This window comes from Myxococcus sp. MISCRS1 (assembly GCF_026626605.1).
Taxonomy (GTDB): Bacteria; Myxococcota; Myxococcia; order Myxococcales; family Myxococcaceae; genus Myxococcus; species Myxococcus fulvus.
On record NZ_JAPNKB010000001.1, the window covers coordinates 6,403,536 to 6,427,350 of the forward strand.

Annotated in this window: 23 protein-coding genes; 10 read left to right on the plus strand and 13 right to left on the minus strand. The window is 71.3% G+C overall.

Annotated features, from left to right (window positions below; all coding sequences use genetic code 11):
* Position 1: 1 nt before the first annotated feature.
* Complete coding sequence (locus tag OWM54_RS25495) at positions 2-361, minus strand: hypothetical protein (RefSeq protein ID WP_267699185.1); 360 nt, start codon at positions 359-361, stop codon at positions 2-4.
* Between the two features lie 178 nt (positions 362-539).
* Here OWM54_RS25495 and OWM54_RS25500 point away from each other — a divergent pair, with 178 nt between their 5' ends.
* Both OWM54_RS25500 and OWM54_RS25505 read left to right on the plus strand, forming a co-directional pair.
* Entirely contained in the window at positions 540-1,694 is a 1,155-nt protein-coding gene (locus OWM54_RS25500) for a tetratricopeptide repeat protein (protein ID WP_267699186.1), read from the plus strand.
* A gap of 129 nt (positions 1,695-1,823) precedes the next feature.
* Positions 1,824-2,216 (plus strand): hypothetical protein, encoded by a 393-nt coding sequence (locus tag OWM54_RS25505; RefSeq protein WP_046716582.1) that lies wholly within the window; start codon positions 1,824-1,826, stop codon positions 2,214-2,216.
* Positions 2,217-2,497: 281 nt separating this feature from the next.
* Here the strand turns inward: OWM54_RS25505 and OWM54_RS25510 are convergent, their stop codons facing one another.
* The 5 genes from OWM54_RS25510 to glpK form a co-directional block, all read right to left on the minus strand.
* On the minus strand, positions 2,498-3,958 hold the full coding sequence (locus tag OWM54_RS25510) for a hypothetical protein (RefSeq protein WP_267699187.1): 1,461 nt from the start codon (positions 3,956-3,958) through the stop codon (positions 2,498-2,500).
* Positions 3,959-4,260: 302 nt separating this feature from the next.
* Positions 4,261-5,523, minus strand: coding sequence for a hypothetical protein (locus OWM54_RS25515; protein ID WP_223749714.1), 1,263 nt, complete (start codon positions 5,521-5,523; stop codon positions 4,261-4,263).
* A 29-nt stretch (positions 5,524-5,552) separates the two neighbouring features.
* The gene (locus OWM54_RS25520) at positions 5,553-5,864 is read right to left on the minus strand and encodes a 4a-hydroxytetrahydrobiopterin dehydratase (protein ID WP_223749685.1); all 312 of its coding nucleotides are present in this window, start codon (positions 5,862-5,864) and stop codon (positions 5,553-5,555) included.
* 45 nt (positions 5,865-5,909) lie between these two features.
* Complete coding sequence (locus tag OWM54_RS25525) at positions 5,910-7,286, minus strand: hypothetical protein (protein WP_267699188.1); 1,377 nt, start codon at positions 7,284-7,286, stop codon at positions 5,910-5,912.
* Positions 7,283-8,773, minus strand: coding sequence for a glycerol kinase GlpK (glpK, locus tag OWM54_RS25530; protein ID WP_223749687.1), 1,491 nt, complete (start codon positions 8,771-8,773; stop codon positions 7,283-7,285). The genes OWM54_RS25525 and glpK overlap by 4 nt, the downstream gene beginning before the upstream one ends.
* Positions 8,774-9,014: 241 nt before the next feature.
* On the opposite strand from glpK, the gene OWM54_RS25535 reads away from it, so the two are divergent.
* Complete coding sequence (locus OWM54_RS25535) at positions 9,015-9,989, plus strand: MBL fold metallo-hydrolase (protein ID WP_267699189.1); 975 nt, start codon at positions 9,015-9,017, stop codon at positions 9,987-9,989.
* Here OWM54_RS25535 and OWM54_RS25540 read toward each other — a convergent pair.
* Both OWM54_RS25540 and OWM54_RS25545 read right to left on the minus strand, forming a co-directional pair.
* The gene (locus OWM54_RS25540) at positions 9,964-10,794 is read right to left on the minus strand and encodes an AraC family transcriptional regulator (RefSeq protein ID WP_267699190.1); all 831 of its coding nucleotides are present in this window, start codon (positions 10,792-10,794) and stop codon (positions 9,964-9,966) included. The genes OWM54_RS25535 and OWM54_RS25540 overlap by 26 nt on opposite strands.
* Positions 10,795-10,856: 62 nt before the next feature.
* A complete protein-coding gene (locus OWM54_RS25545; RefSeq protein ID WP_223782789.1) occupies positions 10,857-11,069 on the minus strand; it encodes a hypothetical protein in 213 nt (70 codons plus the stop codon).
* 17 nt (positions 11,070-11,086) lie between these two features.
* On the opposite strand from OWM54_RS25545, the gene OWM54_RS25550 reads away from it, so the two are divergent.
* Positions 11,087-12,400, plus strand: a complete 1,314-nt coding sequence (locus OWM54_RS25550; RefSeq protein WP_223782788.1) for a hypothetical protein — start codon at positions 11,087-11,089, stop codon at positions 12,398-12,400.
* A 689-nt stretch (positions 12,401-13,089) separates the two neighbouring features.
* On the opposite strand, the gene OWM54_RS25555 is transcribed toward OWM54_RS25550, so the two are convergent.
* From OWM54_RS25555 to OWM54_RS25570, 4 genes are all read right to left on the minus strand, one after another.
* A complete protein-coding gene (locus OWM54_RS25555; RefSeq protein ID WP_267699191.1) occupies positions 13,090-14,334 on the minus strand; it encodes a lipocalin-like domain-containing protein in 1,245 nt (414 codons plus the stop codon).
* A gap of 4 nt (positions 14,335-14,338) precedes the next feature.
* Complete coding sequence (locus OWM54_RS25560) at positions 14,339-16,876, minus strand: FtsX-like permease family protein (RefSeq protein ID WP_141330516.1); 2,538 nt, start codon at positions 16,874-16,876, stop codon at positions 14,339-14,341.
* Between the two features lie 100 nt (positions 16,877-16,976).
* A complete protein-coding gene (locus OWM54_RS25565; protein WP_074953981.1) occupies positions 16,977-17,687 on the minus strand; it encodes an ABC transporter ATP-binding protein in 711 nt (236 codons plus the stop codon).
* A gap of 54 nt (positions 17,688-17,741) precedes the next feature.
* On the minus strand, positions 17,742-18,542 hold the full coding sequence (locus tag OWM54_RS25570; RefSeq protein ID WP_267701168.1) for an alpha/beta hydrolase: 801 nt from the start codon (positions 18,540-18,542) through the stop codon (positions 17,742-17,744).
* A gap of 69 nt (positions 18,543-18,611) precedes the next feature.
* Here OWM54_RS25570 and OWM54_RS25575 point away from each other — a divergent pair, with 69 nt between their 5' ends.
* Positions 18,612-18,902, plus strand: a complete 291-nt coding sequence (locus tag OWM54_RS25575) for a DUF3467 domain-containing protein (RefSeq protein WP_046716576.1) — start codon at positions 18,612-18,614, stop codon at positions 18,900-18,902.
* A 13-nt stretch (positions 18,903-18,915) separates the two neighbouring features.
* Here OWM54_RS25575 and OWM54_RS25580 read toward each other — a convergent pair whose 3' ends face one another.
* A complete protein-coding gene (locus OWM54_RS25580; RefSeq protein ID WP_267699192.1) occupies positions 18,916-19,503 on the minus strand; it encodes a hypothetical protein in 588 nt (195 codons plus the stop codon).
* 173 nt (positions 19,504-19,676) lie between these two features.
* Between OWM54_RS25580 and OWM54_RS25585 the strand changes: the two genes are divergently transcribed.
* From OWM54_RS25585 to OWM54_RS25605, 5 genes are all read left to right on the plus strand, one after another.
* Positions 19,677-20,432 carry a hypothetical protein gene (locus OWM54_RS25585; RefSeq protein ID WP_074953978.1) on the plus strand — a complete coding sequence of 252 codons (756 nt, stop codon included), beginning with the start codon at positions 19,677-19,679 and terminating at the stop codon, positions 20,430-20,432.
* 23 nt (positions 20,433-20,455) lie between these two features.
* A complete protein-coding gene (hemF, locus tag OWM54_RS25590; RefSeq protein WP_141330512.1) occupies positions 20,456-21,370 on the plus strand; it encodes an oxygen-dependent coproporphyrinogen oxidase in 915 nt (304 codons plus the stop codon).
* Between the two features lie 5 nt (positions 21,371-21,375).
* On the plus strand, positions 21,376-21,858 hold the full coding sequence (locus OWM54_RS25595) for a hypothetical protein (RefSeq protein ID WP_267699193.1): 483 nt from the start codon (positions 21,376-21,378) through the stop codon (positions 21,856-21,858).
* Between the two features lie 315 nt (positions 21,859-22,173).
* Positions 22,174-23,091: an Immediate early protein ICP0 gene (locus tag OWM54_RS25600; protein WP_267699194.1), complete on the plus strand. Its 918-nt coding sequence runs from the start codon at positions 22,174-22,176 to the stop codon at positions 23,089-23,091.
* Between the two features lie 78 nt (positions 23,092-23,169).
* Positions 23,170-23,784: an RNA polymerase sigma factor gene (locus OWM54_RS25605; RefSeq protein WP_141330510.1), complete on the plus strand. Its 615-nt coding sequence runs from the start codon at positions 23,170-23,172 to the stop codon at positions 23,782-23,784.
* Positions 23,785-23,815 lie beyond the last annotated feature (31 nt).

Here is a 23,815-nt window from a genome sequence, read left to right on the forward strand (position 1 = left end):
GTCAGTCCTCTTCGAGGAGCGCGAGGGCGAGGGGCTTCGTCGTCCGGTTCAGGTTGATGGGTGACACCGCGCGGATGCGCTCCACCGACTCACGGTCCCCGAGCAGCGCGAGCCCCAGCGAGGCCAGCCCGTATTCGTTGTGGGAGTTCGTCCTGGCGAAGAACGACTCGTCGAACACCCGCCTCAGCGTCGCAATCGCCCCCGTGTCCCCCGCGAGCGCCTGACGCGCCGCCACCGCGAGCTTCCGGTAGCCATTGCTGTCGTCCTCGCTCCACCGCATGGGGGATTCCCAGCGGACCACCTGCTCCAACAGGAGCGCCCGCGCCTGCTCCACGAGCTTCCGTCGTTCCTCGGCCGTCATGATGTCGGAGAGGGTAACCCCATCCGAGGTGACTCCAACAGCGGGGCACTCATCCTTCCCGGCTCGCGGCTCGTCCCTCCCATCCGCGTCTCATCCCATCGGCGCCCCATGGCTCGACTCGCTCCGTAGCCTCGTCTCCGTGATGGGGGGCACGACGCCTCTCCAGGAGGACTCGGACATGCGGCAGCTCATCTGTGTGGGATTGGCATCACTCGTCACCGCTTGCGCGACCGGCCGGTCCGCCCAGGCCACCAGCGTCGGCACCGCCGCGGAGCAGGGCCGCCCCTTCAGCGAGGCCGCCGTCACCGTGATGCAGGCCTATGATTTGGAGAGCCGCTTCGATGACGCCGTGTCGCTCGGTCAGTTCGCCAGTGAGCGCGCTCGGACCCTGAAGGACCCGGGAGGAGAAGCCCGCATCCTCGCCGAGCAGGGGCGCGTCATGTCCCGCATGCTCCGTCATCAGCCCGGCTTGGACACCACCCAGGTGCTCGACGTGCTGCGCCGCGCGCGCCACCTCGCCGACGCCTCCGGTGACGCCCGTGCCCGCGTCGCCGCGCTCGATGCGGAGGGCATGTTCCACTACTTCATCGTGCTCCTCACCGGCCAGGGCGAGTGGGCCCCCGTGGTCGCCCTCTTCGAGCAGGCCCGGGACCTCGCCGCGTCCTCCGGTGACTCGCGAGGGCACATCGAGGCCCTGTTCCACCTGGGCCTCACCCAACAGTTCCAGGGACAGGCCGAGGCCGCGAGGTCGACGTATGCGCACGGCCTGTCCCTCGCCCGCGCCTCGAACGACGTCCTGATGGAGTCCTACAACCTTCGCCACCTCGCCTCCCTCGACGAGGACCAGGGCCAGCTCGACTCCGCCATCACCCTGTATGAACAGTCCCTGCGGCTGCGCGAGCAGGTCGGCTTCAACACAGGCCAGATGTTCGCCCTGGTCGCCCTCGCCAACGTGCGCTCGCGCAAGGACCCCAAGGACGCCCAGGCCCTGGCGCTCTCGGAGAAGGCCCTCGCCCTGGCTCGTCGGGTGAAGGACCCCGCTGGCCAGCGCGAGGCCCATACCTCCCTCGGACGGCTCCACCTGCGCCGGGGCGAGGTCCCCGCCGCGCTGCCCCATCTGGAGCAGGCCCTCACCAACGCGGAGTCCCACGAGGACTGGTGGTCCGCTGTCGACGCGTTGCTGGAGCTGGGCCGGGCCCACGCGCTGCTCGGGGAGAAGGCGCGCGTCGAGGAGCGACTGCGGCGCGCGCGTGCGGTGGCTTCATCACGCGGACTGAAGGAAGCGCTCGGACAGGTGGAGAAGGCGGAGCGCGAACTCGGCTACGCACCCTGATGCGCGAAGTCCGACGCGCCATTCGTCCGCTGTCGTTCATCTTCGCGAGGGGAGGGCTCTCATCACGCGCGCACAGGCGTACGCTGCGTTTCGTATCGCCTGTTGTTCTCGTTCACCGGAGGAGATGGAATGACTCACGAGACCGTCAATTCGCAGATCACCGACAGCCTGGCCCCCTCGGAGATGGCCCTGGCTCCCTCGACGTCCTCGACGCGCAAGTCGTCCTCGCGGCGCCGTCGCGCCACGAAGAAGGCGTCGGGCCGCACCGGTGCTCGCGCGAAGAAGACCACCTCGCGCCGCAAGGCCGCGGCGAAGCGCACGACCACCCGCGGGAAGACTGCTCGCAAGAAGACCCCGGCCCGGAGCAAGCGGGGCGGCGCTCGCAAGACGACTGCGCGTCGGACCGGAACGGCCGGCCGCACCGCTCGCAAGAGCCCGGCCCGTGGCCGCACCACCGCGCGCAAGGGGGCGGCTCGCAAGGGCGCGGCCCGGAAGACCTCGCGTCGCACCACGCGTCGCTAGGCGCCATGTCCACACGCTCTGGTGAGCCGTCCGCCTCGGGATGCAGGTGCCTTCCGAGCGGCGGCTGACCGGGGACTTCCGGCGCGAAGGCCACTCGCGCGCCGCTGATGTATCTCTTTGACGAGGCCCGGTGGGCTCAACCGCCCCGGCGCCTCGCACCCATCACACGAGGGTGGACCCGACACGAGGCTCGACGCCGCTCGTCGCGGCGTGAGCCGAAGGCCCGTGTCATCCGAGCGGAGGCGAAGGGCCCCGAGTCGCGCTCGAGGCCCTCGCGCCGCCTATTGCTTCATGCGCAGCAGGAACAAGTCACTGCGCGCCGGCGCGCGCCGTCCTGTGCCGAAGTCCGAGTTGCGGTCCGTGTGGCCGAACAGCAGGACATCGCCGTCCGGGAGCATGCCCACGAAGCGGATGTCCTCCACGCCGTACAGCTCGCCTCTCGGTTGCGGCGGGTCCGAGATGTACAGCTTCAGCCCGAGCGACGCGCCATCCGCGCCGTAGCGCAGGGCCACGGGCTGCGCCGAGCCCAGTCCATCCGGCCCCGCCGCGCCATCCACGATGAGCGAGTACGTGAAGCCGCCCACCACGAGTTCGCCCGAGGGCCTCACCCCGAGCGCTCCGGCCTGCAGTCCATCGCCCAGGTTGCGGCTCCAGCGCTCCTTGCCCGCCGCATCCGCGGACACGAGGAAGGGGCTCGCCCGGTACGCGTGGCCCTGGAGCTTCGCCGTCCCCCAGGACACCGTGCCCAGGAAGGAGCCGAGGGCCACCACCGTGCCCCGCGCATCCACCCCCACGTCGCTCACCGTGCCCTTCGCCTGCGCGAGCGGCCGCGCCCACACCAGGGCTCCCGTCGGCAGGTACATCGCGACGAAGGCGCTGCCCTCGGAGGCGCCCTCCGAGCGCTGCGTCCCGAAGCGGACCGCGCCCATGTAGTGCCCGCCCACCACCACGTGCCCGTCAGGACCCAGGGCCATCGTGGTGATGAGGACGCGCGCGCCCTCGCCCTCCGCGCGTCCGACGTTCAGCGCCTGCTCGGGCTTGCCGTCCACCGAGTACGTCACCACCACCGCGCCGGAGCCGACCACGCCCTCGCCGAAGTCGGTGGAGCCGGAGGTGTTGAACGCGACCATCGGCCGGCCCTGGGCATCGAGCAGCAGGTCCGCCACCGTCGCGTCGCCCCCGGGGACACGCGCCGTCCAGACCAGGTTGCCCGCCGAGTCCAGCCGCGCCAGGAAGGCGCCGTCGCCCAGCTCCTGGGGCTCGAAGTCCACCAGCCCCCGAGCATCCACAGCCACGAAGAGCCCACCCTCCGGAGCCGGCGCGACGCGTGCATTCACCTCCGCGCGCAGGGACTCCGGCGTCTGGGCCACGCGCACCGGATAGGCGCGTGTCCAGCGCACGTCGCCCGTCTCCGCGCGGCGGGTGAGCACCAGCCGCACGGTGTCGTCCGTGGGCTGACGTTCCTGGAGGTCGTCCAGCTCGTACTGCGCCGCCGTGAGGATGTCGCCGTTGGAGTCGACCGCGGCGCCGAGCGCCAGGTCATCCTGCGCGGTGCCCTCGCGCGCCATCCACAGCGTGCTCCCCGTCGTCGCCGGTGGCGGCGGAGGCGGAGGCTCCAGGGGCGGTGGACCCGCGTCGGGTGTCCCCGCGTCCCCTTCCTGAGGTGGAGTGCCCGCGTCCTCCTCGGGAGGAGGGAGCTCCTGCGCGGGTTCGGGACAGCCCCCTCGTCGTGGTTCGCTCACACAATCGGTTGGCTCCTCCGGGTCCGAGTCCTCACAGCCCGTCAGCCAGCCCGCCCAACCCAGCGCTGTCGCGCACGCGACAGTCCGCAACCACCGCCGCCCTTGATGCATGAAGCCCCCTCCGCACTCGGAGGGTCTCCATGCTGGTAGGTGCCAGCAATACCGTGTGCGATGTCTGCTCGCTCGCCCGCTTCGACGCGCGCGCCAGGTTTCCCACGAGGAGTGGCCGCGTGCCCTGGTCGCGCACCCGGTGTCGCCACGGAGGCCCGCGCGCTACCCACGTGCGGGCGCGCGCCGCGCCTTCAGCGCCAGAAGCCGATGGACAGACCGACGTTGGTGTAGCGGCTCGCCAGGTCGAAGGAGGCGTTGATGGACCAGTCCTCCCAGTAGCGCAGGACGAACACCTCGAAGCCGCCGGTGATGTGCGGCCGCGGCGGCCGGCCATCGAAGGGCGAGGGCTCCGCGTACACGCCCGCGCGCAGGCGAATCATCCCCGGCACGGTGTCGTGCTCCACGCCCAGCCGGGGCGCGAACTCGGAGGTGTGGCCCACGAGCTGCTCCTGGGCCGTGGACGCGAAGGTGCGCAGCGGCACCGCGTTGTCCACGCCGGACAAGAGGTCCACCTGCGCGCTGATGAGCCACCGTCCCGCGGGCGCGTCCCGGGGCTCCTCCTCCGGCACCGGGAGCGCGTCCCCGTCCACGAGCAGCTGCCGCCGCGCCGCGGGGGACAGGCGGTTGTAGCGCTCCGAGCCTTCGCCCAGCCGCCAGCTCGCGCCCAAAGACAGCACCGCGGGCGACACCACCGCGCTGAACAGCGTGCGGTCCGCCAGCACCGGCGCCTGGCCGTCCTTGCGGCGCCAGTCCGCCACCACCTCGGGCCGCACCGTCACGCCCAGCCGCCAGGCGCGACCATGCGGCCGGTACAGCATGTCCACGGCCACGCCCGTGTCGCCGTAGCGCCAGTCCTCACCGCCGGAGGACAGCCGGAAGGTGGCCTGCGCCGCGTAGATGCCCAGCGCGAGGATGAAGTCGTCCTGGCCGAAGGACACCGCGCCCGCCAGCACCGACTGCGTCATGGACACGCGGATGCGCTCGCTGTCCGTCGCGCACGCCACCGTGGCGCAGTAGGTGACGGCGCTGTTGCGCAGCGCGAAGCCGATGCCGAAGCGCTTGTATTGCAGCAGCAGGCCGCCCAGCAGCTGCCGCCGGTCCTGGGACTCGTCCGCGCGGCCGTCGTTGTCCACGTCGCGCGCGCGTCCGCTGGTGAACGGCAGGTCCAGCCAGGACAGGGTGACGCCCAGGTCCCAGTCCTTCTCCAGCGCGGGGCCCCGGTGGGCCAGCGCCGCCAGGTTGCTGGGGAAGCCCGCCGCGCCCTCGGCGATGCCCACGTAGGCACCCCCCAGCGCGACGACGCGCGCCGAGCCCAACAGCGAGCCGGGGTTGAAGTACAGCCGCTCCGGACGCGGCTCCGTGGGCTGCTCGTCCTGCGCGAGCGCGGCGGACGACAGCATCACCACCGCGCACCCGACGAGCGCGCGCAGCCCCGCGAGGGTCCTGGAGGTCATCACGACGAAGCCACTCACAGCCGAGGTGCTCACTTCTGGGGCACCACCTCGTCGAAGAGCCGGTCCGCCTCATGGGCGAGGTCGGTGTCCTTGGACGTCAGGCCGTTGGAGTCGTGTGTGACGAGCGCCAGCGTCACCTTGCGCCAGCGGATGTCGATGTCCGGGTGGTGGTCCGCCTTCTCGGCCGCGTGCGCCACGCGCTCCACGAAGGCGATGCCCGCGAGGAAGGACGGGGCCTCATAGGTGCGGCGAATCATCCCGCCTTCGTGCTTCCACTCGGGATGCTGGGCGAGGAAGGACTGGAGGGCCTCGGGCGCGAGCAGGGGGGCTTTCTGGGACATGGTGCCCTCCTTCATATCCGCTTGGCCGCCCGAGGAAAGCACCCGTCAGGGGGAGGACGTCCACGGATGCACGCGCACCCCCGGCGCGCCGAGACGGTTCACCGTCCAGGTGAAATGGTCCGAGATGCGCGTAATGTGATTCGCGTGTCCGGGGTCGGGTAGCAACGCGAGCACGAGCGCGGTTCGCTCCGCGTTCCATCGGGGCGTGGCGAGGGTTCCGACTCCGCTCGAGGACTTGAGCAGCGGATGGGAGGGCCCGGGCCGCAGCTCCTGCACGAAGCTGGTGATGCTGCTGTCCAGCGAGAGCGCGCCCGCCTCCTGGAGGCCGTGCGCGGCGCTCACTTCATGACGGTGCAGCACGGGGATGAAGCCGGTCGAGGTCTGCACCGTGTCACGGGTCCACACCACGCCCTCGCCATGGCCCACGGGCTCGCCAGCGAGCACCGCACACGCGCGGGTGGTGCTGGGACGATAGAAGCCCCGCGCGTCCACCTGGAAGGGACAGGCCTGGGTGCGCGGGGTGAAGGTGACGGAGTCCTGCGCGGAGCTCACCAGCCACACGGTGTCCCCGCCGCGCACCAGGATGGCTCGGGTGTTGTCGGTGCCGAAGGTGAGCTGCGGCGTGGTCAGCGAGCTCCAGGGGGTGTTGGAGAAGGCGAGCACCCCTTCACCCTCGCGGAAGATGAAGCGGTGCAGCGTCGTCGCGTCCGCCACCAGGTACTCGTCCTCGGTGGCGAGCCGCGAGTGGGGCGTGCGGTCCGTGTCGTACGAGCCGGGCGGGAGGGGCGCGGCGCCGGTGAGGATGAGGGGGCCCGTGCCCGGGTCGACGTAGCGGCGCACCTCGGTTTCCGTCATCGCCCACACCACGTCTCCGGCCACGGCGGTGGCGGGCTGGGTCTCACGGCCCACGGGCTGGGGCAGCGTCCCCGGTTCGCGCAGGGCCAGGTGGTCGCACAGCCAGGTCCCGCTGCGCGTGCGGTCCACGAAGAGACAGGTGGGGCGCGGGTCGAGCGTCGCCACCGGGGTGAGCGAGCGCTCATCCTGGGCCACGTGGACGTCGAACTGACGCAGGCTGCCCACGGGCGCGAACGCGACGATGACGTGGTGGCGGCCCGTGGACTTCGGCGTGAAGCGCACGGTGGCGAACCAGGTGCCCGGCTGCAACTCCACCGTGGCGGGCACGGGCAGGTTGTCGGGGCCGTGGACCTCCACGGTGACGGACTCGGGCGTGTGGGCGTCCTCCGGTGTGTCGCAGACCTGGGGGCTGGTGGCGGGGACGCGCACGCTCACCGTCTCCCCTTGCGCGATGATGAGCGTGGGGGGCTCCGCCGCGCCGGTGAGGAAACACTCCTCGGGAGGCAGGGCGTCCGGGCAGCCCGTGAGCAAGGCGAGGGCGAGCAGGAGGAGCCGCCGGGACTTCATGCGCGCTCCACCGCGCGCTTCCACTTGGCGAGGTGGCGCTCGCGCTCGGGCGGCTTCATCCTCGGCTTGAAGGTCTTGTCCGCCTTCCACGCGCGCTTGATGGCCTCCGGGCTGTCCCAGACGCCCGCGCCCAGGCCGCCCAGGAAGGCCGCGCCCAGGCTGGTGGTCTCCAGGTTCTTCGGACGCACCACGGGCACGCCGAGCAGGTCCGCCTGGTACTGCATGAGCAGGTTGTTGGCCGCGGCGCCGCCGTCCGCCTTGAAGACGGGGATGGTGCGGCCGCTGTCACGGCGCATCGCCTCGGCCAGGTCGTGAATCTGCAGGGCGATGCCCTCGAGCACCGCGCGCGCCATGTGGGCCACGGTGGTGGAGCGGTCCATGCCGGCGAACAGGCCGCGCGCCTCGGGGCGCCAGTGCGGCGCGCCCAGGCCGGCGAGCGCGGGGACGAAGACGACGTCGCCGGAGTCCTTCACGCTGGCGGCGAGCGCCTCGATGTCGGGGGCGCGCTTGATGGCCTTGAGGCCGTCGCGCATCCACTGCACGGCGGCGCCGGCGATGAAGCTGGAGCCCTCCAGCGCGTACGTGGTGGAGCCGGTGCCGCCCAGCCGCCACGCCACGGTGGTGAGCAGGCCCGCCGACGAGCGCACCGGCTCCGTGCCGGTGTTCATCAGGAGGAACGCGCCGGTGCCGTAGGTGCACTTGGATTCGCCGGGCTCGAAGCAGGCCTGGCCGAAGAGGGCGGCCTGCTGGTCGCCGGCCATGCCCGCCACGGGCACGCCGTCGGGCAGGCTGCGCATGCCGCGCGTGGTGCCGTAGACCTCGGCCGAGCCGCGAATCTGCGGCAGGCACGCGCCGGGCACGTCGAGCAGCGAGCGCATCTCGTCGCTCCACTGCAGGGTGCGCAGGTCCATCAGCAGGGTGCGGCTGGCGTTGGACACGTCGGTGACGTGGGTGGTGCCGCCGGTGAGCTTGTAGACGAGCCACGTGTCGATGGTGCCGAAGCACACGTCGCCGCGCTCGGCCTTGGCGCGCGCGCCCTTCACGTGCTCGAAGAGCCAGGTGAGCTTGGTGCCGGAGAAGTACGGGTCCACCACCAGGCCCGTCGTCTCGCGCACGCGGGGCTCCACGCCGCGCTCCTTGAGCTTGCGGCACAGGTCCGCGGTGCGCCGGTCCTGCCAGACGATGGCGCGGTGCAGGGGCTTGCCGGTGTCGCGGGTCCACAGGCCCGTCGTCTCGCGCTGGTTGGTGATGCCCACCGCGGAGATGTCCCGGCCGGTGAGCCCCGCGCTCTTGAGCGCCCGGGCGATGCACCACTCGCTGGTGGCCCAGATTTCATCCAGGTCGTGCTCCACCCAGGACGGCTTGGGGAAGTGCTGGGTGAACTCCTTGTAGGACTTGCCCACCACCTTGAGCTTCGAGTCGAGGATGGAGACGTGGGTGCCAGTGGTGCCCTGGTCCAGGGCCAGCACGTACTTCGTCTTCGGCATGAGGTGGGTCCTCCCGGGGATGTGGGGGGAACCTACTCCACGTCCCCGGCCGGTGTGGATGCCGTTGGCGGGGCGGTGTGTTGGCGCCCGCACGAGTCGGGCCCGTGGAGGGGCTTCGGCCGGGATGGCGGATGGGAGCAAATCGATGGCTGATGCGCGAAAGCAGGCCAGGGGCCGCTGGCGCATCTTCCGCCTCGTTCGCCGGGCTCTCGGGTGGGGCCGGCCTTTCGACACGAGGTGGATGACGATGCGTGGGTTCGGGATGACGTCGGTGGTGTGGATGTTGGGCGCGCTGTTGGGGATGGGCTGCGCGGGGACGAAGGCGGGGCTGGGGGAGGCGCGGCTGGAGCGCTACACGAGCGACGCGAGCGGGTTCGACACGCACTCGTTCTTCTACGACACGGGCGCGGAGGTGGTGGTGTTCGACGCGCAGTTCACGGAAGGGGAGGCTAACAAGGTGCTGGAGTACATCCGCGCGCGCACCGCGCATCCCATCCGCTACGTGGTCATCACGCATCCGAACCCGGACAAGTTCAACGGCGCGGCGGTGTTCCAGCGCGTGGGGGCGAAGGTGGTGGCGAGCAAGGCCACCGCCGAGGCGATTCCCGCCGTGCACGCGTACAAGAAGTTCTATTGGGTGAACGTGGCGAAGGCCTTCACCGAGGAGACCTATCCCGCCGAGGCCACGGTGGATGTCACCTTCACGGGGAGCTACTCGCTGCCGCTCGAAGGGGGCGCGAAGGTGGAGCTGACGGAGCTGAAGCACTCGGGTGTGACGGTGACGCAGACGGTGGCGTACGTGCCGGGGAGCGAGGCGCTCATCGTCGGGGATTTGGTGCACCACGGCGCGCACGCGTGGCTGGAGGGCGGGGTGCGCGAGGGCAAGGTGGTGCCGGACGTGGCGTCATGGAAGGCGGCGCTGGGGGAGCTGTCCGCGTGGCCTCGGTCCACGGTGCATGGCGGGCGAGGGGACAGCGCGCCGGTGATGGATGTGATTGAAGCGCAGCGGCGCTATTTGGATGGGATGGTGACGCTGGTGGAGGGGTACGCGGCGGAGCTGGGCGAGCGCAAGCCGGAGCTGTGCGGCGAGCAGGCGTCGACGCACTACGGGCAGTTGGAGCAGCGCGCGGTGGCGGCGTTCCCGGAGCTGAAGCTGCCGTACCTGGTGGGCTACGGCGTGTACGGCCTGGTCAACCGCGTCGCCTGCGGCGGGTAGGGGAGGGGAGCGCGGTGGTGCCCTTGGCGATGCGTTGGCGGAAGTCGCGGGGGCGCTCACCGGTGAAGGCGGTGAAGGCGTGGGTGAAGGCGGCGAGGCTCTCGAAGCCCACGGCGTAGGCGGTCTGCGTGACGCGGGCGCCGTCCTCGGCGAGCAGCTCCATGGCGCGCAGCATGCGGGCGTCGTGGAGGAAGCGGCGCCAGGAGGTGCCGGCCTCGTCATCGAAGCGGCGGGCGAGGGTGCGCTGGGAGAGTCCCGCGGCCTTCGCCGCGCCCGCGAGGGTGACGGGGCCGGAGAGGTGGGCCAGGGTGTAGGCCATGGCGCGCTCCAGCTCGGGTGTGCGGGCGCGGGGCAGGCGCCAGTCGCGAGGCTCCGCGCTCCATTCGGACAGCAGGTGCGCGAGGGCGGAGAAGAAGCTCTCGGCGACGGGGTCGCGAGGTGAGCGCTCGGGTCCCCAGCGGGTGGAGTGGAGGAGCATCTCGCGCGCGAGGGGTGGCAGGACGAAGACGCGGCAGTCGCCGGAGGGGGCGGAGGGGACGCGCGAGGGCTTCAGGTAGACGGTGCAGAGGGTGGCGGGCTGGGTGGTGCGGACGCGGTGGCGGGTGCCGGCGGCGAGCCAGGCGGCGCGTTGGGGCGGAAGGAGCCACTGGGCCTCGGCGACCTCGAGGTGGAGGGCGCCGCTGGCGGCGTAGAGGAGCTGGTGGCGACGGTGGGTGTGCCACGGGGAGGTGGAGGGGGACAGGGCGTCGGTGAGGCAGAAGGCGGACGCGGGCGCCGAGTCCACGTCCACCAGGGGTCTGGGCACGGCTCCTCCGTGCTCGGGCGCGCGGCGTCACGAGCGGGCACGAGCATACGGTGGGCGGTGCGTCAGGCGGGCTTTGAGTTGGAGTGGTCGGTGGTCTTGCTGACCAGGTAGCCGCCGTGGCTGATGGCGAGCAGGGCGATGAAGCCCTGGGAGAGCGCGGGCAGCTCCGCCACGCTGCCGGGCTTGCTGGAGGCGCAGATGGAACCTCGAGCCGGCCACTTTTTCCGCGCGGGTGCGAAGGAATCCAGCCGCTCGCGTTGAACCCGATCAGCCATGATAAGGAGATTCTCCCATGCGAACCGGCCTCATCGTCCTCGCGCTCGGGGCGTTGCTCTTCCTGGGGTGTGGTGACTCCGGGGATTCCGAAGAACCGAACGACTGTCCCACCATGGGCCAGGGCACGCTGGAGGTCACCATCCGCGGGCTCCCCGCCTCCGCCGCCTCCATCGTCACCCTGCGCAACGGGAGCGGGCTGCGGATCATCGATGCCTCGCGCAGGCTGGAGGGGCTCTCCGCGGGCACGTGGAACCTCCTTCCCGAGCCTACCGGCGGGAGCGGGCCGCTGATTCGCACGGCCTATGACGCACCGACCTCCCAGGTCTGCGTCCGGGACGGGCAGACGGCCACCGCCACGGTCGACTATGCGCTCGTCCCCAGCAGCCAGAAGCTGTGGCTGTCCACGAGCAATGGCGCCGCCGAAATCGAGGCCTTCTCCGCAGAGAGCCTCGGCGCCTCCGGGAGCCCCTCGGCCACGGTGTTGCTCGACTCCTCCCCGGCCATCCCCCGCGCATCAGGGCTCGCGTTCGACCGACGAGGCAACCTCTGGGTGGCGCTCGGCTCGGGGGAAATCCGGCGCTATCCAGCCCGGGACCTCGGTGCCTCGGGTGTCCGCGCGCCCGACATCACCCTGACGGGTAGTGCCCTGCGCGGGGGCGTCCCGGGCCCCATTGCCCTCGCCTTCGACAAGATGGGGAACCTCTGGGTCTCCGTCGGCTTCAGCGACAAGGTGCTGCGCTTCGGCGCCGCCCAGCTCACCACCAGCGGCTCGCCCACGCCCGAGGTGGAGCTCTCGGGGCTCGGCGAGCCGAGCGCCCTGGCGTTCGACGCCGATGGCCACCTGTGGGTGGCGGACAGCGCCAGCACTGGCTCCCGCGTGCACCAGGTGGGGAGCTTGCGCCTGGGCACGTCGGGCACGGTGACTCCCGAGACGAGCATCGACGTCAAGCCCACTCCGGATGGCGTCAGCTTCGCCGGCCCCTCAGGGCTCGCCTTCGACGAGGAAGGCAACCTGTGGGTCGCCTATGCCGCGAGTGGCATCGTCGCCCGGCTCACGCCCAGGGAGCAGGGCGACGCGGGCCCACGGACCGTCACGCCCGCGGTGTGGCTCGACGTAGGGGGCCCTAGGGAGCTCGCCTTCGACGAGGAGGGCGGGCTCTGGCTGGGCTACGATTCCGGCGACATCGCCCGCTTGAGCCCGGGGCAGCTCGCCGCCACCGGTGCGCCGACGCCCCAGACTCTCATCTCCAGCGCCGACCTCGGCGTCACCCACGGCGTGGCCATCTATCCCGCCCCCGCCAACCTGCCCCTGTTCCACGGGCTGGACTGACGCTCGGCCCCCGGCGCGAAGGCCACTCTCCGCGCCGGGTGTCGCGCTGGTATTATGGCATCCCATCCGCTTCGCACGGCCCGTGCCCCGGAGCGTCCCGCCCGTGAACACGCTTCGAGGGCGCGCTCGACAGGTCGTCGCGGGCAGGCTCGCTCAACGGTGGGTTTCGGGGGAGAAGCGCTTGCCGCGCCAATGGCGAGAGGAAGACCAGCGCCGTCTGCAACTGCCATGACCTCGTCCCTTGCCCCGCTTCGTCTTTCCGACGCAGGGCCCCGTTTCTTCGCCGAGGCGAAGAACGCGTCGACGAATCCCTCCTCCAGGTCGAATCCTCCGCGCACCTTGAGGGCCAGGGCCCGCAGGGCGGTAGGGAAGGAGCCGTCCTTCACGCAGTCCTGGAACCAACGGTAGACTGTCTTGCAGGGCGGATGCTTTCCCCTGCGGCAGGCAGGAGCAGCTCGTCTCCAGGGAGCGCACGGAGGTCTGACGAGGCCAGCAGGGCTCGTGCATCTTGTGGGGACAAGGTGGCCACTCGTTGGAACCACTCCCTCACGATTTCAGGGTCCAGGATGTCGTCCTCTTGTCGTGGTCCCAGATCCTCGATGAGGCGTGCGCGCAGGTTCATGGCTCGACTCATCGACGGAATCCAATCCGTGCCTGCCAAGGGTTGTATCGGATTCGGGGCGTGCGCCTCAGTGACCGCCGCGAGTCTGCGGGGTTCCACGGGCCCGGGTCTCTGGTCGCCGCGTGGAGGCGTGTGTGTCCGCGTAGCCCGTCAGCTCCACGTAGCCGCGTCCTCGCACCGGCTGGCCCGCACGATTGCCATCCAGCGCCACCGTGCCCTCCCAGTAGCGCACGCTCACCGGCAGCTCCTGGTCCGCGAGCTTCGGCGTCACCGTCAGCTCCAGCCCGAGCTTCGCCACGCGCAACCTCCATCGCGACGGATACTCCCCACCGCGCGGGCTCTTCCACGTGCTCAGCACCGACAGCTCCACGTCGTCCCGGGTCAGATGCACTGACGCACTGTCCACCGCCCCCACCGGCGGCACCCACGTCCCCGCGCTGAACGGGTCCACCGAGCCGTCCTTCTTCCGCAACTGGTAGTACATCAGCTCGCTGCCATCGGAGAGCTGCAGCGAGAACCAATCCCAGCCCACCTGGTCCGGTCCCAGCGCGCTGGTGCTCCACTCGCGGTCCATCCAGCTCTCCCCCGTCACCGCGTACGTCTGTCCCTCCACCTTCACCGTGCCCCGCGAGGGCATCCGCGTCATCGAGTAGTAGTACGACGCGTTCCCCGGCTCCGCGCTCTTCTGGCTCAACCCCCGCTCACCCTCGAGCACCGGCGGCTTGCCCGGCTCCAACAACAACTCCAACGTCACATCGTCACCTTGCGCGCGCAGCCGCACCGGCCACATCGACTCGCCCGCGGTCGTGGCCTCCCAGCTCTCCAGCCACACCTTGAACGGCTGCGTGCTCGCCCCCGCCAGTCCCAGCGCCGCCCGGCTGTAGCGCTCCGCGACGTGGAACCGTCCCGCCGCCACGTCTGTCACCGTGAAGTGCCCCAGGTACACCTGCCGCGCTCCCCACGCCGAGTCACGCTGTGACTCCGTCGGCGACAGCGCATTGCGGAACAGCGTGAACTGATACCCGAACGCCCGTCCGTCCGCGGTCTCCAGATTTCCCGTCCAGTACCACCACTCCGTGCGGAACTCCGGATGCGGACCGTGGTCCTCGGGGAAGTGGAACTCACGAGGCTCGAAGGCCCGTGCATAGCCCTCCATCCCACCGTCGCTCCCGCCGAGCGCCGACGCCACCGTCAACGTGCCGCCCCGCGCCAGGGGCGGCAGCTCCGTCTCGCGCGTCACGAAGTACGCCGCCACCGCCAGCGCCACCAGCACCACCGCCGTCCCGATGACGAGCCCTCGGCCGTTGCTCATGGCGTCACTCCTCCCTCAACGCGAGCGCGGGATTGGCTCTCGCCATCCGCCACGCCGGGTACAGCCCCGCCAGCGCCGAGGCCACCAGCGCCAGCAACATCGCCTGACCCAACGTCTCCGACGTCACCGCGAGCCGCAGCGTCCACCCGAAGGAGCGCTGGTTGATGACGTGCACCAGGATGTACGCCAGCCCCACGCCCAGCGGCATGGAGAACAATCCCGCCAGCAACCCCAACAGCCCCGTCTGCAGCGACACCAGTCCCCACAACTGCCCCGGCGTCAGTCCCATCGCGCGCAGCACCGCGAACTCGCGCGAGCGCTCCAGTTGCAATGACATCAACGCGCTCAGCACGCCCACGAACGCCACGCCGATGGCCAGCAGCCGCAGCACCTGCGTAATCGTGAACGTGCGGTCGAACACCTCCATCGACGCTTGTCGCAGTGAGCGATTCGGGCGCACCAGCAGCGCCTGTTCATCCCCCGCTTGCGCTCGCACGGTGTTCACCAGCGCGTCCACGTCCTGCCCCGGCGCCGCGTACAGCGCGACGCCGCTGACGCCCCGGTCGTCGAACCAGCGGTCATACGTAGCGCGAGGCATCAGCATCGTCCCCACGTCGGAGCCGTAGTCGAAGTACACCCCCGCCACCTTGAAGTCATGCGGCCCCCGGTCCGTGGAGAGCCGCACCGTGTCGCCCACCTTCACGCGCCGATGGAACGCGAAGGGCTCGGACACGACGAGCGAGTCTTTTGACGCGTCCAGCTCGCGCCACACCGCGGCCTCGTCGCCGCCCTCCTTGAAGCGATAGGGCCGCGCCGGTGATTGGCTGAAGTCGACGGCGATCAGGTCCGTGGGAATCTCATCCGCGCGCACCAGCGCCACGCGCAGCGTGCTGCTGCCCGCGATGCCCGGCGTCGCGCGCAACTTCTCGGCGAGCCCCGGCACCATCGTGGCGCCACCTCGCCGCGCCACCAGTGACGGCGGCGAGATGAACACGTCCGCCTGGAGCGACGTCTCCAGCCAGGACAGCACCGTGCCCCGGAAGCTGGACACCATCAGTCCCACGCCCACCGTCGTCGCCACCGCCACCATCAGCGCCGCCAGCGCCACCGCCGTGCGGCTCAGGCTGGTCCTCACCCCACGCGCGGCCATGCGCCCGAGCAATCCGAACGAGAGCCCCAGCGGCAGCGCCGCGTACAGCGACAGCCGCTCCGTCACCCACGGCACCAACAGCGCCGCGCCAAGCAGCACCGCGAACAGGCCCACGTACGCGGGGAACAGCGCTGGCGTGGACCAGCTCAGGAGCCCCACGCCCACCGCGAGCACGGCGACTCCCAGCACCGCGAGCCGAGGCGCGCGAGTCCTCGACACATCCTCCAGCGTCGAGCGTCGCAGCGTCGTCGCCGGAGCCGAGCGCGCGGCCTCCCAGGCCGGCACCAGCGCCGCGAGCACCGTCGCGCCGAGCCCCAGCGCCAATCCCTTGGCCAACGTGAAGGGCTCCAGCGCCAGCCCGCGCACGCTCACCACGAAGTAGAGGTCATTGATGGTCTGGGTGATGAGCCCCACCAACCCACGACCCAACAGGATGCCGAGCAACAGCCCCGCCACGGTGCCCACGACGCCGAGCACCAGCGCCTCACCGAGCACCAGCGCGAACAGCTCGTTCCGGGTGATTCCCACCGCGCGCAGCCGTCCCAGCAGACCGCGCCGCTGCACCACCGAGAACGTCATCGTGTTGTAGATGAGGAACATCCCCACCACGAGCGCCAGGAGCGACAGCGCGGTGAGGTTGGTGCGGAACGCCCGCGTCATCTGCTCCACCGTGTTCGCCCGCGCCGACGAGCGCACCACCTCCACGCCTTCGGGGAGCGTCGAGCGCAGCGCCTCCGCCTGGTCCTCCGTCAGCCGCAGGTCCACGCGCGTCAGCCGGCCCATGCGGCCCAGCACCTCCTGCGCCGTGGAGATGTCCGTCAGCACCAGGGCCTCCAACGCTCGCGCGGTATCCTCGTCGGCGGGAGCGAGCAGCGCGGCGATACGCAGCGAGACCTCACGTCCCTCCACGCGCACAGGCAACCGCTCTCCGGTGCGGACACCCAGCGCCCGCGCGGCGCGCTCGCTCAGGAGCACCGCGCCCGGCTCGGTGAGCAGCGCGCTCACGTCACCGACCGCTTCGCCTCCCGCATACGCGCGGAAGGGAGACTCCATGAACGGGTCCACGCCCAGCACCGTGAGTGTGCGCCGGTCCCCTACGGCGGCCTGTACGTAGCCCTCGACGACGGGCGCCGCCACGGGCGCGTCCTGTCGCAAGCGCAAGTCGCGATACACGTCCTCCGACAAGCCCGACGTCCCGCCCACGAGCTGATGCGTGGCACGTCCCGCCACCGCGTCCGTGGATCGCTCGAAGGCACGAAGCGCGCTGCCGCTCGCCAGGTCGATGGACACCACCACCGCCACGCCGAGCGCGATGCCGAGGAGCGACAATGCCGTCAACCACGGATGCCGCCCCAGGTGACGCAGGCTGGAGCGCACGAGCAGGTTCCTCACGGGCGCCCCCCGGTCCGGGCTTCATGCGCGCCGCGGCTTCCATCCTCGATGCCCGGACAGCTCGCCCACGCCCAGCCGTCCGTGTGCGCGATGCACCGATTCACGGCCGCTCCTTCCGGTGCGCCTCTCGCTCCACCAGTCTCCCGCCCACCATCTCCAGCACCCGGTCCGCGCGCGCCACCAACCCCGGCTCATGCGTGACGACGAGCGCGCACGCCTGTCCCCGCCGCGTGAGCCCCTCCAGCAAATCCAGCACCTGCCGCCCCGTGGCCTCGTCCAGGTTCCCCGTGGGCTCATCCGCCAACAGCAGCGGCGGCGCATGTGCCAGCGCCCGCGCCACCGCCACGCGCTGCTGCTCTCCGCCCGACAGCCGGTCCGGGAAGCTGCCCCCGCGGTTCGCCAGCCCCACCTGCTCCAACAGCTCGCGCGCCCGCGCCCCCGCCTTCGCCGCGTCGCTCCCGTTCAGCTCCACCGGCAGCCGCACGTTCTCCTCCACCGTCAACGTGGGCAGCAGGTTGAAGGCCTGGAAGATGAACCCCACGCGCTCGCGGCGCAGCAGCGTCCGCTCACGCTCGCTCAGCGCGCCCAGGTTCTTCCCATCGACGTGCACCTCGCCGCGCGTGGGCAGGTCGATGCCGCTGATGAGGTTGAGCAGCGTGGACTTGCCCGAGCCGCTGCGGCCCAGCAGCACCACGAACTCACCGCGCCACAGCGACAGGCTCACCCCGGAGAGCACCTCGCGCGCGGTGTCGCCTTCGACATAGGACTTGGTGACGTCTCTCAGCTCGACGACGGGAGGCGTGTCGGACATGGGTGGGCTCTTGATACACGGGTGCCCGGCTTTTCGCCGCGCCCCGAACCCACCTCATGCGCCCGCGGGTTGTGGCTCCCATTCCCCGAAGTCACGCCACTGCCCCAGGAAGTCCGCCACCTCCCGCGCGAACAGCCGCCCGTCCGTGTCCCGCGGAATCACATGGAAGCCGCGCCGCAGCGACACCACGCGCACACACGGCGACGCCGTGAGCCGCCGCGCCAGCCACCGGCCCCCCTCCGGGTCCACCACGTGGTCCTGCTCGGCCACCGCCACCAACACCGGACAGCGCACCTGCGCCACCCGCCGCGCCGCCTCGTCCTGCAGCGTCACCAAGTCCCTGAGCCGCGCCACCGGGAACGCCGACAGCACCGGCGCCTCCGCCAGCGCCACCGGGTCCGAGATGTCCGTGCCCGTCTTCTCCACCCACGGCCGCGCCCACTCCAGCAGCGGCGTGCGCGACAACTGTCGGATGAGCATCATTCGAGGCCCCCGGAACCGAATCGCCGGCGCCGCGAGCGCCAACGCCCGCACCGCCTCCGGCCGCTCCGCCGCCAGCCCCAGCGCCAACAACGCCCCCATGGACAGCCCCGCCACGTAGACGCTGGAGTGCCCCCGCAAATCGTCCAGCGCCTCCAGCGCCGCCTCCCGCCAGTCCCGCCAGGTGACGCGCAACAGCGCCTGGGGCGTCGTGCCATGGCCGGGCAAGAGGGGGGCCACCACCCGCATCCCCCGCGCCGCCAGCGCCTCGCCCAGGGGCCTCACATCCCAGGGACTGCCGGTGAAGCCGTGAAGCAAGAGGCACGCCTCCGGGCCTTGCCCCAGGTCGAAGGGCCCCGTCTTCGCCGCGTCCATCGGGAGCAAGGTGTCCATCATGAAGACACGCTGGTCACGCGAGGGCCCAGGCGCTATGCCACATGCCTCATGGCGGACACTCCGAAGCCCCCGGACATGCAGTTGCAGATTCAAATCGACGAGGACGTCGCCAATGGTCAGTACGCCAACATGGCCCTCGTGAACCACACGGACACGGAATTCACCCTGGACTTCATCTACGTCCAGCCGCAGCAGCTGCGGGCCAAGGTGCGCTCGCGCATCATCACCAGCCCCAAGCACATGAAGCGGCTGATGCTGGCCATGCAGGACAACCTCAACCGCTACGAGGCGAAGTACGGCCCCATCGTCCTGCGCGAGGACGACGGGGGCATGCACTGACGCCCGGGCGCGCTCACTCCTCGGTGGGCTCGCTGGGGTCCCTGCCCAGCGCCAGGTAGTGCTGGGCGCGCGTCTCCAGGAACGCGGCGAAGCGCGGCTCCACCCGCTCCAGCACCTCCCACTCGAAGTCCGGCGCCCGGCGCACGACGGGCTTCGACGGCGACAGCGGCTCGCCCAGGACGTACGTGCCCGTGGGCACCTGGGCCAGCTTGGAGTCGCGGTCCCCCGCGCCCAGGCTCGGGTGCGACATGGCCCGGCCGATGGTCGTGTAGGCCATGCGGTAGGCGCGCACCACCGCGCGCCCGTTGGACGTGGGGTGGACCTGGACGAAGATCTTCGACCAGCTCGCCCCGCTGTCCAGGTTGCCCTCGATGCGCCAGGTGGTGTGGACGTAGAGCGGGTCGACGCTCGGGAGCAGCTCGTACTTCTGCTCCGCCAGCAGCTGGCGCGTCGCCTCCAGCAGCGCGTCGGGCGGCAGCTTGTAGACGGCGTTCGCGCTGGTGGTCTCCAGCAACTGCTGTCGAGGGTCCCGGGTGACGGCGCAGCCGCTGGCCCCCACGAGGAGCCAGGCCGTCACCCACGTCGAGAGGCGTGGGCGCATGAGGATGTGTCCGGAGGTGGCCCCGTACGTGGAGTGACGTGAAGCACGGTCCGACGCCCGGGGCGATGGCGTGGGCTTCACGTGCTGGAACGCACGGGGCGTGGTCCCCATATCGCCAGGGCCCGGGAACGGATTTGGCATCCACCCCGCAGGGGCGCAGACTTGGCTCCACCGTGCTCCGATTCCTCGTGCCGTTGTTCGTGCTGCTCCTCGCCCGCGACGCCTTCGCCCAGTGCCTGGGGGACGGCGTGCAGGTCTTCCCCACGCCGGGCGCCATCGTCCCCATCAACAGCCGCTTCCTCCTGGAGGGCGTGGGCACGGCCCGCGAGCCGGTGGTGGCGCTGGTGGGCAAGAAGCTGCGGCTGGTGGCGGACGGCCACGAGGCGGAGGTGAAGGCGCAGCGCGGTTGGGAGAGCAGCCTGGGCCGGGCCACCATCATCCTCAAGGTGGTGGGCAAGCTGGAGGCGGACAAGCGCTACACGCTGCGCATCGACGAGGCGCTGCCCAACGTGGCGCTGCTCAACGGCCGCGGCGGCGCGGTGCTGCCCGAGTGGCACACCGGCAAGGGCGCCGACACCCAGCCGCCGCGCTGGCTCAAGCGCCCCGCCGTCTCCGAGGGCTTCCTGCGTCGCACCGCCCAGGGCACCGCCCGCTTCGTGCGCTTGAACCTGTCCCTGCGCGAGGAGAGCCCCGCCTACCTGGTGGTCAAGCTGGAGCCCCGGCGCCCGGGCCCCAGCGTGCAGCAGTACGTGGTGCCGGTGACGAACAACGCGGCCTTCATCGGCCATGAGGCGTGCAGCGGGACGTTCGCCATGGAGGACGGCCGCAGCTACCGCGCCCGCATCGAGGCGTTCGATGCCGCCGGGCACAACGCGCCCCCCGTTCCTCCTGTGGACTTCGAGGCGCCGGCCGACTACTCCGCGCAGTGAGTGGGCATCGCCGGGAGCCGAGCATGACGAAGGTGGACGTGGAGAGTCTCAAGGAGCGGATGGCCGCCTTCACCCAGTCCCTGCAGGATGAAATCTGTCAGGCGCTGGAGACGCTGGATGGCTCGGCCCGCTTCCGCGAGGACCCGTGGCAGCGCCCCGGCGGCGGCGGCGGGCGCACCCGCGTGCTGGAGGACGGCGCCGTGCTGGAGAAGGCGGGCGTCAACACCTCGGTGGTCTTCGGCGAGCTGGAGGACCAGTTCGCCAAGAAGCTCCAGGGCGAGGGGCGCAGCTTCTGGGCCGGCGGCATCTCCCTGGTGCTCCACCCGCGCAACCCCCACGTGCCCACCGTGCACGCCAACTACCGCTTCATCCACCAGGGCGGCAAGGCGTGGTTCGGCGGCGGCGCGGACCTGACGCCGTACTACCTCTACGAAGAGGACGCGGCGCACTTCCACCGCGTGCACAAGGCCGCGTGCGACAAGCACGACGCCGCCTACTACCCGCGCTTCAAGGCGGCGTGCGACCAGTACTTCTTCCTGCGCCACCGCGACGAGACGCGCGGCGTGGGCGGCGTCTTCTTCGAGAACATGGGGGGGGAGCTGGAGCGCGAGTTCGACTTCGTGCGCGACTGCGGCCGGGCCTTCGTGGACGCGTACCTGCCCATCGCCCAGAAGCGCAAGGACACGCCCTACACCCCCGAGCAGCGCGTCTGGCAGGAGGTGCGGCGCGGCCGGTACGTGGAGTTCAACCTCGTGTACGACCGGGGCACCGTCTTCGGCCTGGAGACGCGCGGGCGCACCGAGTCCATCCTCATGTCCCTGCCGCCCCAGACGCGCTGGCGCTACGACTTCCACCCGGAGCCCGGCACCTGGGAGGCCCGGCTGGTGGACGTGCTGCGCAGCCCGCGCGACTGGGCCGCGTGGACGAAGGAGGGCTGAGCGCCATGGCGAAGACACCCGCACCGAGCGGTATGGGCAGGAAGTGGCCCTTCGCCGTCGTCGGGCTCGTGCTCGCGACCGGGGCCGCCTTCGTGTTCGCGTACCGGCTGTCGCCCGCGCCCGCCGAGTCGCTGACGGACCGCGAGGCGCGCCTCAACGTGCTGGCCTTGTGTGACGCGGTGCAGGCCTACCGCGACGAGCACGGCAACTACCAGCTCGCCGGGCCCACGCCGCGGGAGGTGCCCCGGGGCGGCCGCGCGGTGCCCTTCCCGGAGGACGAGGCCTTCCACCGGCTGGGCTTCGAGCCCCAGGACGGCGTGCGCTTCCAGTACGAGGTGGTGCTGCAGGAGAGCCCCGTGGGCGAGCCGGAGGTGTCGTGCCTGGCGCGCGGCGACTTCGACGCGGACGGGCTCAACTCCGTCTACCGCGTGCGCCTGGACTCCAATGGCATGACGACGCCCATCGAGGTCGAGCGCGAGGGCGAGTAGCCCCCGGGCGCAACCCGCCCCGCTCCTGGCGCGAGAATCCGGGAGATGGGCCACGTCGGAGACATCCGGGCGCCTCGCGAGGGCCCCCGCTCGGGCAGGGGAGGTGGGCGCCCGGGCTCGGGGACACCACCCGCCGGCCTGCCTGTGCTCCCTGGGGACGGCGTGGCGCACGGCACCGAGCCTGGCCGCCCGCCGCGCGCGTCGGTGGCGGACACTTCGTTCAACCCCCGGAACGGTCCTCCGGAGCGACCCGCGCTAGGCTCCGACCCTCTCGAGCAGCCGCCGTCCCACTCCACGGCCGATGAGGAACCCGCCATGTCTTCTTCCTCGCGCGTCCCCTCTGCCTTCGCCCGGCTGGCCCAGCACATCCTCAAGTCGCCGGCGGGCCCCATCCCCCGCGTGGGCCCCAAGGCGCCGGAGCGCGGCGGCCTCCCGGGGGGCAACAAGGACGGCTTCAAGAGCCAGGTGCCCACCACGGGCCAGCCGACGCTGGGGGGCCAGGAGCGCGCCCCGCTGCGCAAGGTGGCGGAGCTGGTGCCCCCTGGACTGGAGAAGCTGGTGGGCAAGCAGGAGCTGGGCGTGCGCTTCGGCTCGGACGCGGCGCTCCTGTCCGCGCACCTGCAGCCCTCGGGCATGTCCGGCTCCGAGCGCGCCACCCGGCTGTGGGCCTTCTTTGCCGCGTACGCGGAGACGGCCGCCGCCCAGCCGCCCCAGAAGGAGGGCCAGGAGGCCTTCCGGGAGTCGCTGGAGGGCCACGGCTTCGCGGAGCTGCGCGACGCGAACACGGGGAAGGACGGCGTGACGCAGGGGCTGTGGGTGCTGGAGGCCCGCACGCCCGACGAGGCCCGCGAGCGCGTGGCCAGCGTCCGGCTGGAGCCGCCCCCGGAGGTCCGCCACTCGGAGGCCGCGGTGCGCGCCGAGGGGACCGTCGACCCGGGGCTCGCGGCCCAGGCCCGGGGCCCGGACTCGCTGCGAGGCGCGCCCGCGCCCATCGCGATGCGGCCGGCGGAGTCCCATGAGCGGGACGAGGGCGAGCCGGACGACGAGGGCCTCCCGCGCCGCACGACGAACAAGAAGCTGGGCGCGATGATGCTCTGGAACGTGCTGCACCGCTTCCGCGACGACGCCGAGGACGGCTCGGTGGCGCAGGGGCAGTGGGACCGGGTGGCCTTCGGGGCGGTGCTGGCCCTGGTGGGAATCGCGCTCGTCGTGCTGGCGCTCGTCAGCCTCTAGGGCGGGCGAGGGGGACTCTTCCGGTCCGCGTGCGAAAAGTCTCGGCCCCCGCCGGCTTGTGGTACGTTGCCGCACCCATTGGCAACCGACGACCTCACACTCGTCAAGCGCGTCCGGAGCGGCGACCAACGCGCCTTCAAGCTCCTCGTCGAGCGTTACCAGCGCAAGGTGTACGCAGTCGCGCTCGGCATGCTCAAGGACAAGGAGGAGGCGATGGACGTCTCCCAGGAGGCGTTCGTCAAGGTCTACAAGTACCTGGACCACTTCAAGGGCGACTCGTCCTTCTACACGTGGCTCTACCGCATCACCGTGAACATCTGCATCGACGTGCTGCGAAAGCGAGGCGGTGGAGGCGAGGCGGTGGAGTTCGACGAGAGCCAGGCCATGGACCTGTCCGAGGCGCGCATCGGCGCTTTGGGCAGCCGCCTGGGCACCAACCCCCAGAAGAGCGCGCTGAGGCGGGAGCTGGCGGAGAAGATTCAGGAGGCCCTGAGCACGGTGCCGGAGAAGCACCGCGCCATCCTGCTGCTCCGGGAGATCGAAGGCATGTCCTACGAGGACCTGGCCCGCACGCTCGATATTCCCAAGGGCACCGTGATGAGCCGGCTGTTCCATGCCCGGGCCAAGGTCCAGAAAATCCTGAGTGAATACCTGGAGTTGGACGAAGCGAAGAGCGGCGTGGGGAACGAATGAAGGGCCCTCGAATATCTGAGGGGACCCGGCG

What these genes read in the sequence shown, in the direction of transcription:
- OWM54_RS25555 (WP_267699191.1), bottom strand. Translation starts at nt 14,334, where the DNA reads ATGAGCAACGGCCGAGGGCTCGTCATCGGGACGGCGGTGGTGCTGGTG.
- OWM54_RS25595 (WP_267699193.1), top strand. Translation starts at nt 21,376, where the DNA reads ATGGCGAAGACACCCGCACCGAGCGGTATGGGCAGGAAGTGGCCCTTC.
- glpK (WP_223749687.1), bottom strand. Translation starts at nt 8,773, where the DNA reads ATGCCGAAGACGAAGTACGTGCTGGCCCTGGACCAGGGCACCACTGGC.
- OWM54_RS25600 (WP_267699194.1), top strand. Translation starts at nt 22,174, where the DNA reads ATGTCTTCTTCCTCGCGCGTCCCCTCTGCCTTCGCCCGGCTGGCCCAG.
- OWM54_RS25495 (WP_267699185.1), bottom strand. Translation starts at nt 361, where the DNA reads ATGACGGCCGAGGAACGACGGAAGCTCGTGGAGCAGGCGCGGGCGCTC.
- OWM54_RS25520 (WP_223749685.1), bottom strand. Translation starts at nt 5,864, where the DNA reads ATGTCCCAGAAAGCCCCCCTGCTCGCGCCCGAGGCCCTCCAGTCCTTC.
- OWM54_RS25570 (WP_267701168.1), bottom strand. Translation starts at nt 18,542, where the DNA reads ATGGACGCGGCGAAGACGGGGCCCTTCGACCTGGGGCAAGGCCCGGAG.
- OWM54_RS25505 (WP_046716582.1), top strand. Translation starts at nt 1,824, where the DNA reads ATGACTCACGAGACCGTCAATTCGCAGATCACCGACAGCCTGGCCCCC.
- OWM54_RS25515 (WP_223749714.1), bottom strand. Translation starts at nt 5,523, where the DNA reads ATGACCTCCAGGACCCTCGCGGGGCTGCGCGCGCTCGTCGGGTGCGCG.
- OWM54_RS25580 (WP_267699192.1), bottom strand. Translation starts at nt 19,503, where the DNA reads ATGCGCCCACGCCTCTCGACGTGGGTGACGGCCTGGCTCCTCGTGGGG.
- OWM54_RS25545 (WP_223782789.1), bottom strand. Translation starts at nt 11,069, where the DNA reads ATGGCTGATCGGGTTCAACGCGAGCGGCTGGATTCCTTCGCACCCGCG.
- hemF (WP_141330512.1), top strand. Translation starts at nt 20,456, where the DNA reads ATGACGAAGGTGGACGTGGAGAGTCTCAAGGAGCGGATGGCCGCCTTC.
- OWM54_RS25525 (WP_267699188.1), bottom strand. Translation starts at nt 7,286, where the DNA reads ATGAAGTCCCGGCGGCTCCTCCTGCTCGCCCTCGCCTTGCTCACGGGC.
- OWM54_RS25575 (WP_046716576.1), top strand. Translation starts at nt 18,612, where the DNA reads ATGGCGGACACTCCGAAGCCCCCGGACATGCAGTTGCAGATTCAAATC.
- OWM54_RS25550 (WP_223782788.1), top strand. Translation starts at nt 11,087, where the DNA reads ATGCGAACCGGCCTCATCGTCCTCGCGCTCGGGGCGTTGCTCTTCCTG.
- OWM54_RS25500 (WP_267699186.1), top strand. Translation starts at nt 540, where the DNA reads ATGCGGCAGCTCATCTGTGTGGGATTGGCATCACTCGTCACCGCTTGC.
- OWM54_RS25535 (WP_267699189.1), top strand. Translation starts at nt 9,015, where the DNA reads ATGACGATGCGTGGGTTCGGGATGACGTCGGTGGTGTGGATGTTGGGC.
- OWM54_RS25565 (WP_074953981.1), bottom strand. Translation starts at nt 17,687, where the DNA reads ATGTCCGACACGCCTCCCGTCGTCGAGCTGAGAGACGTCACCAAGTCC.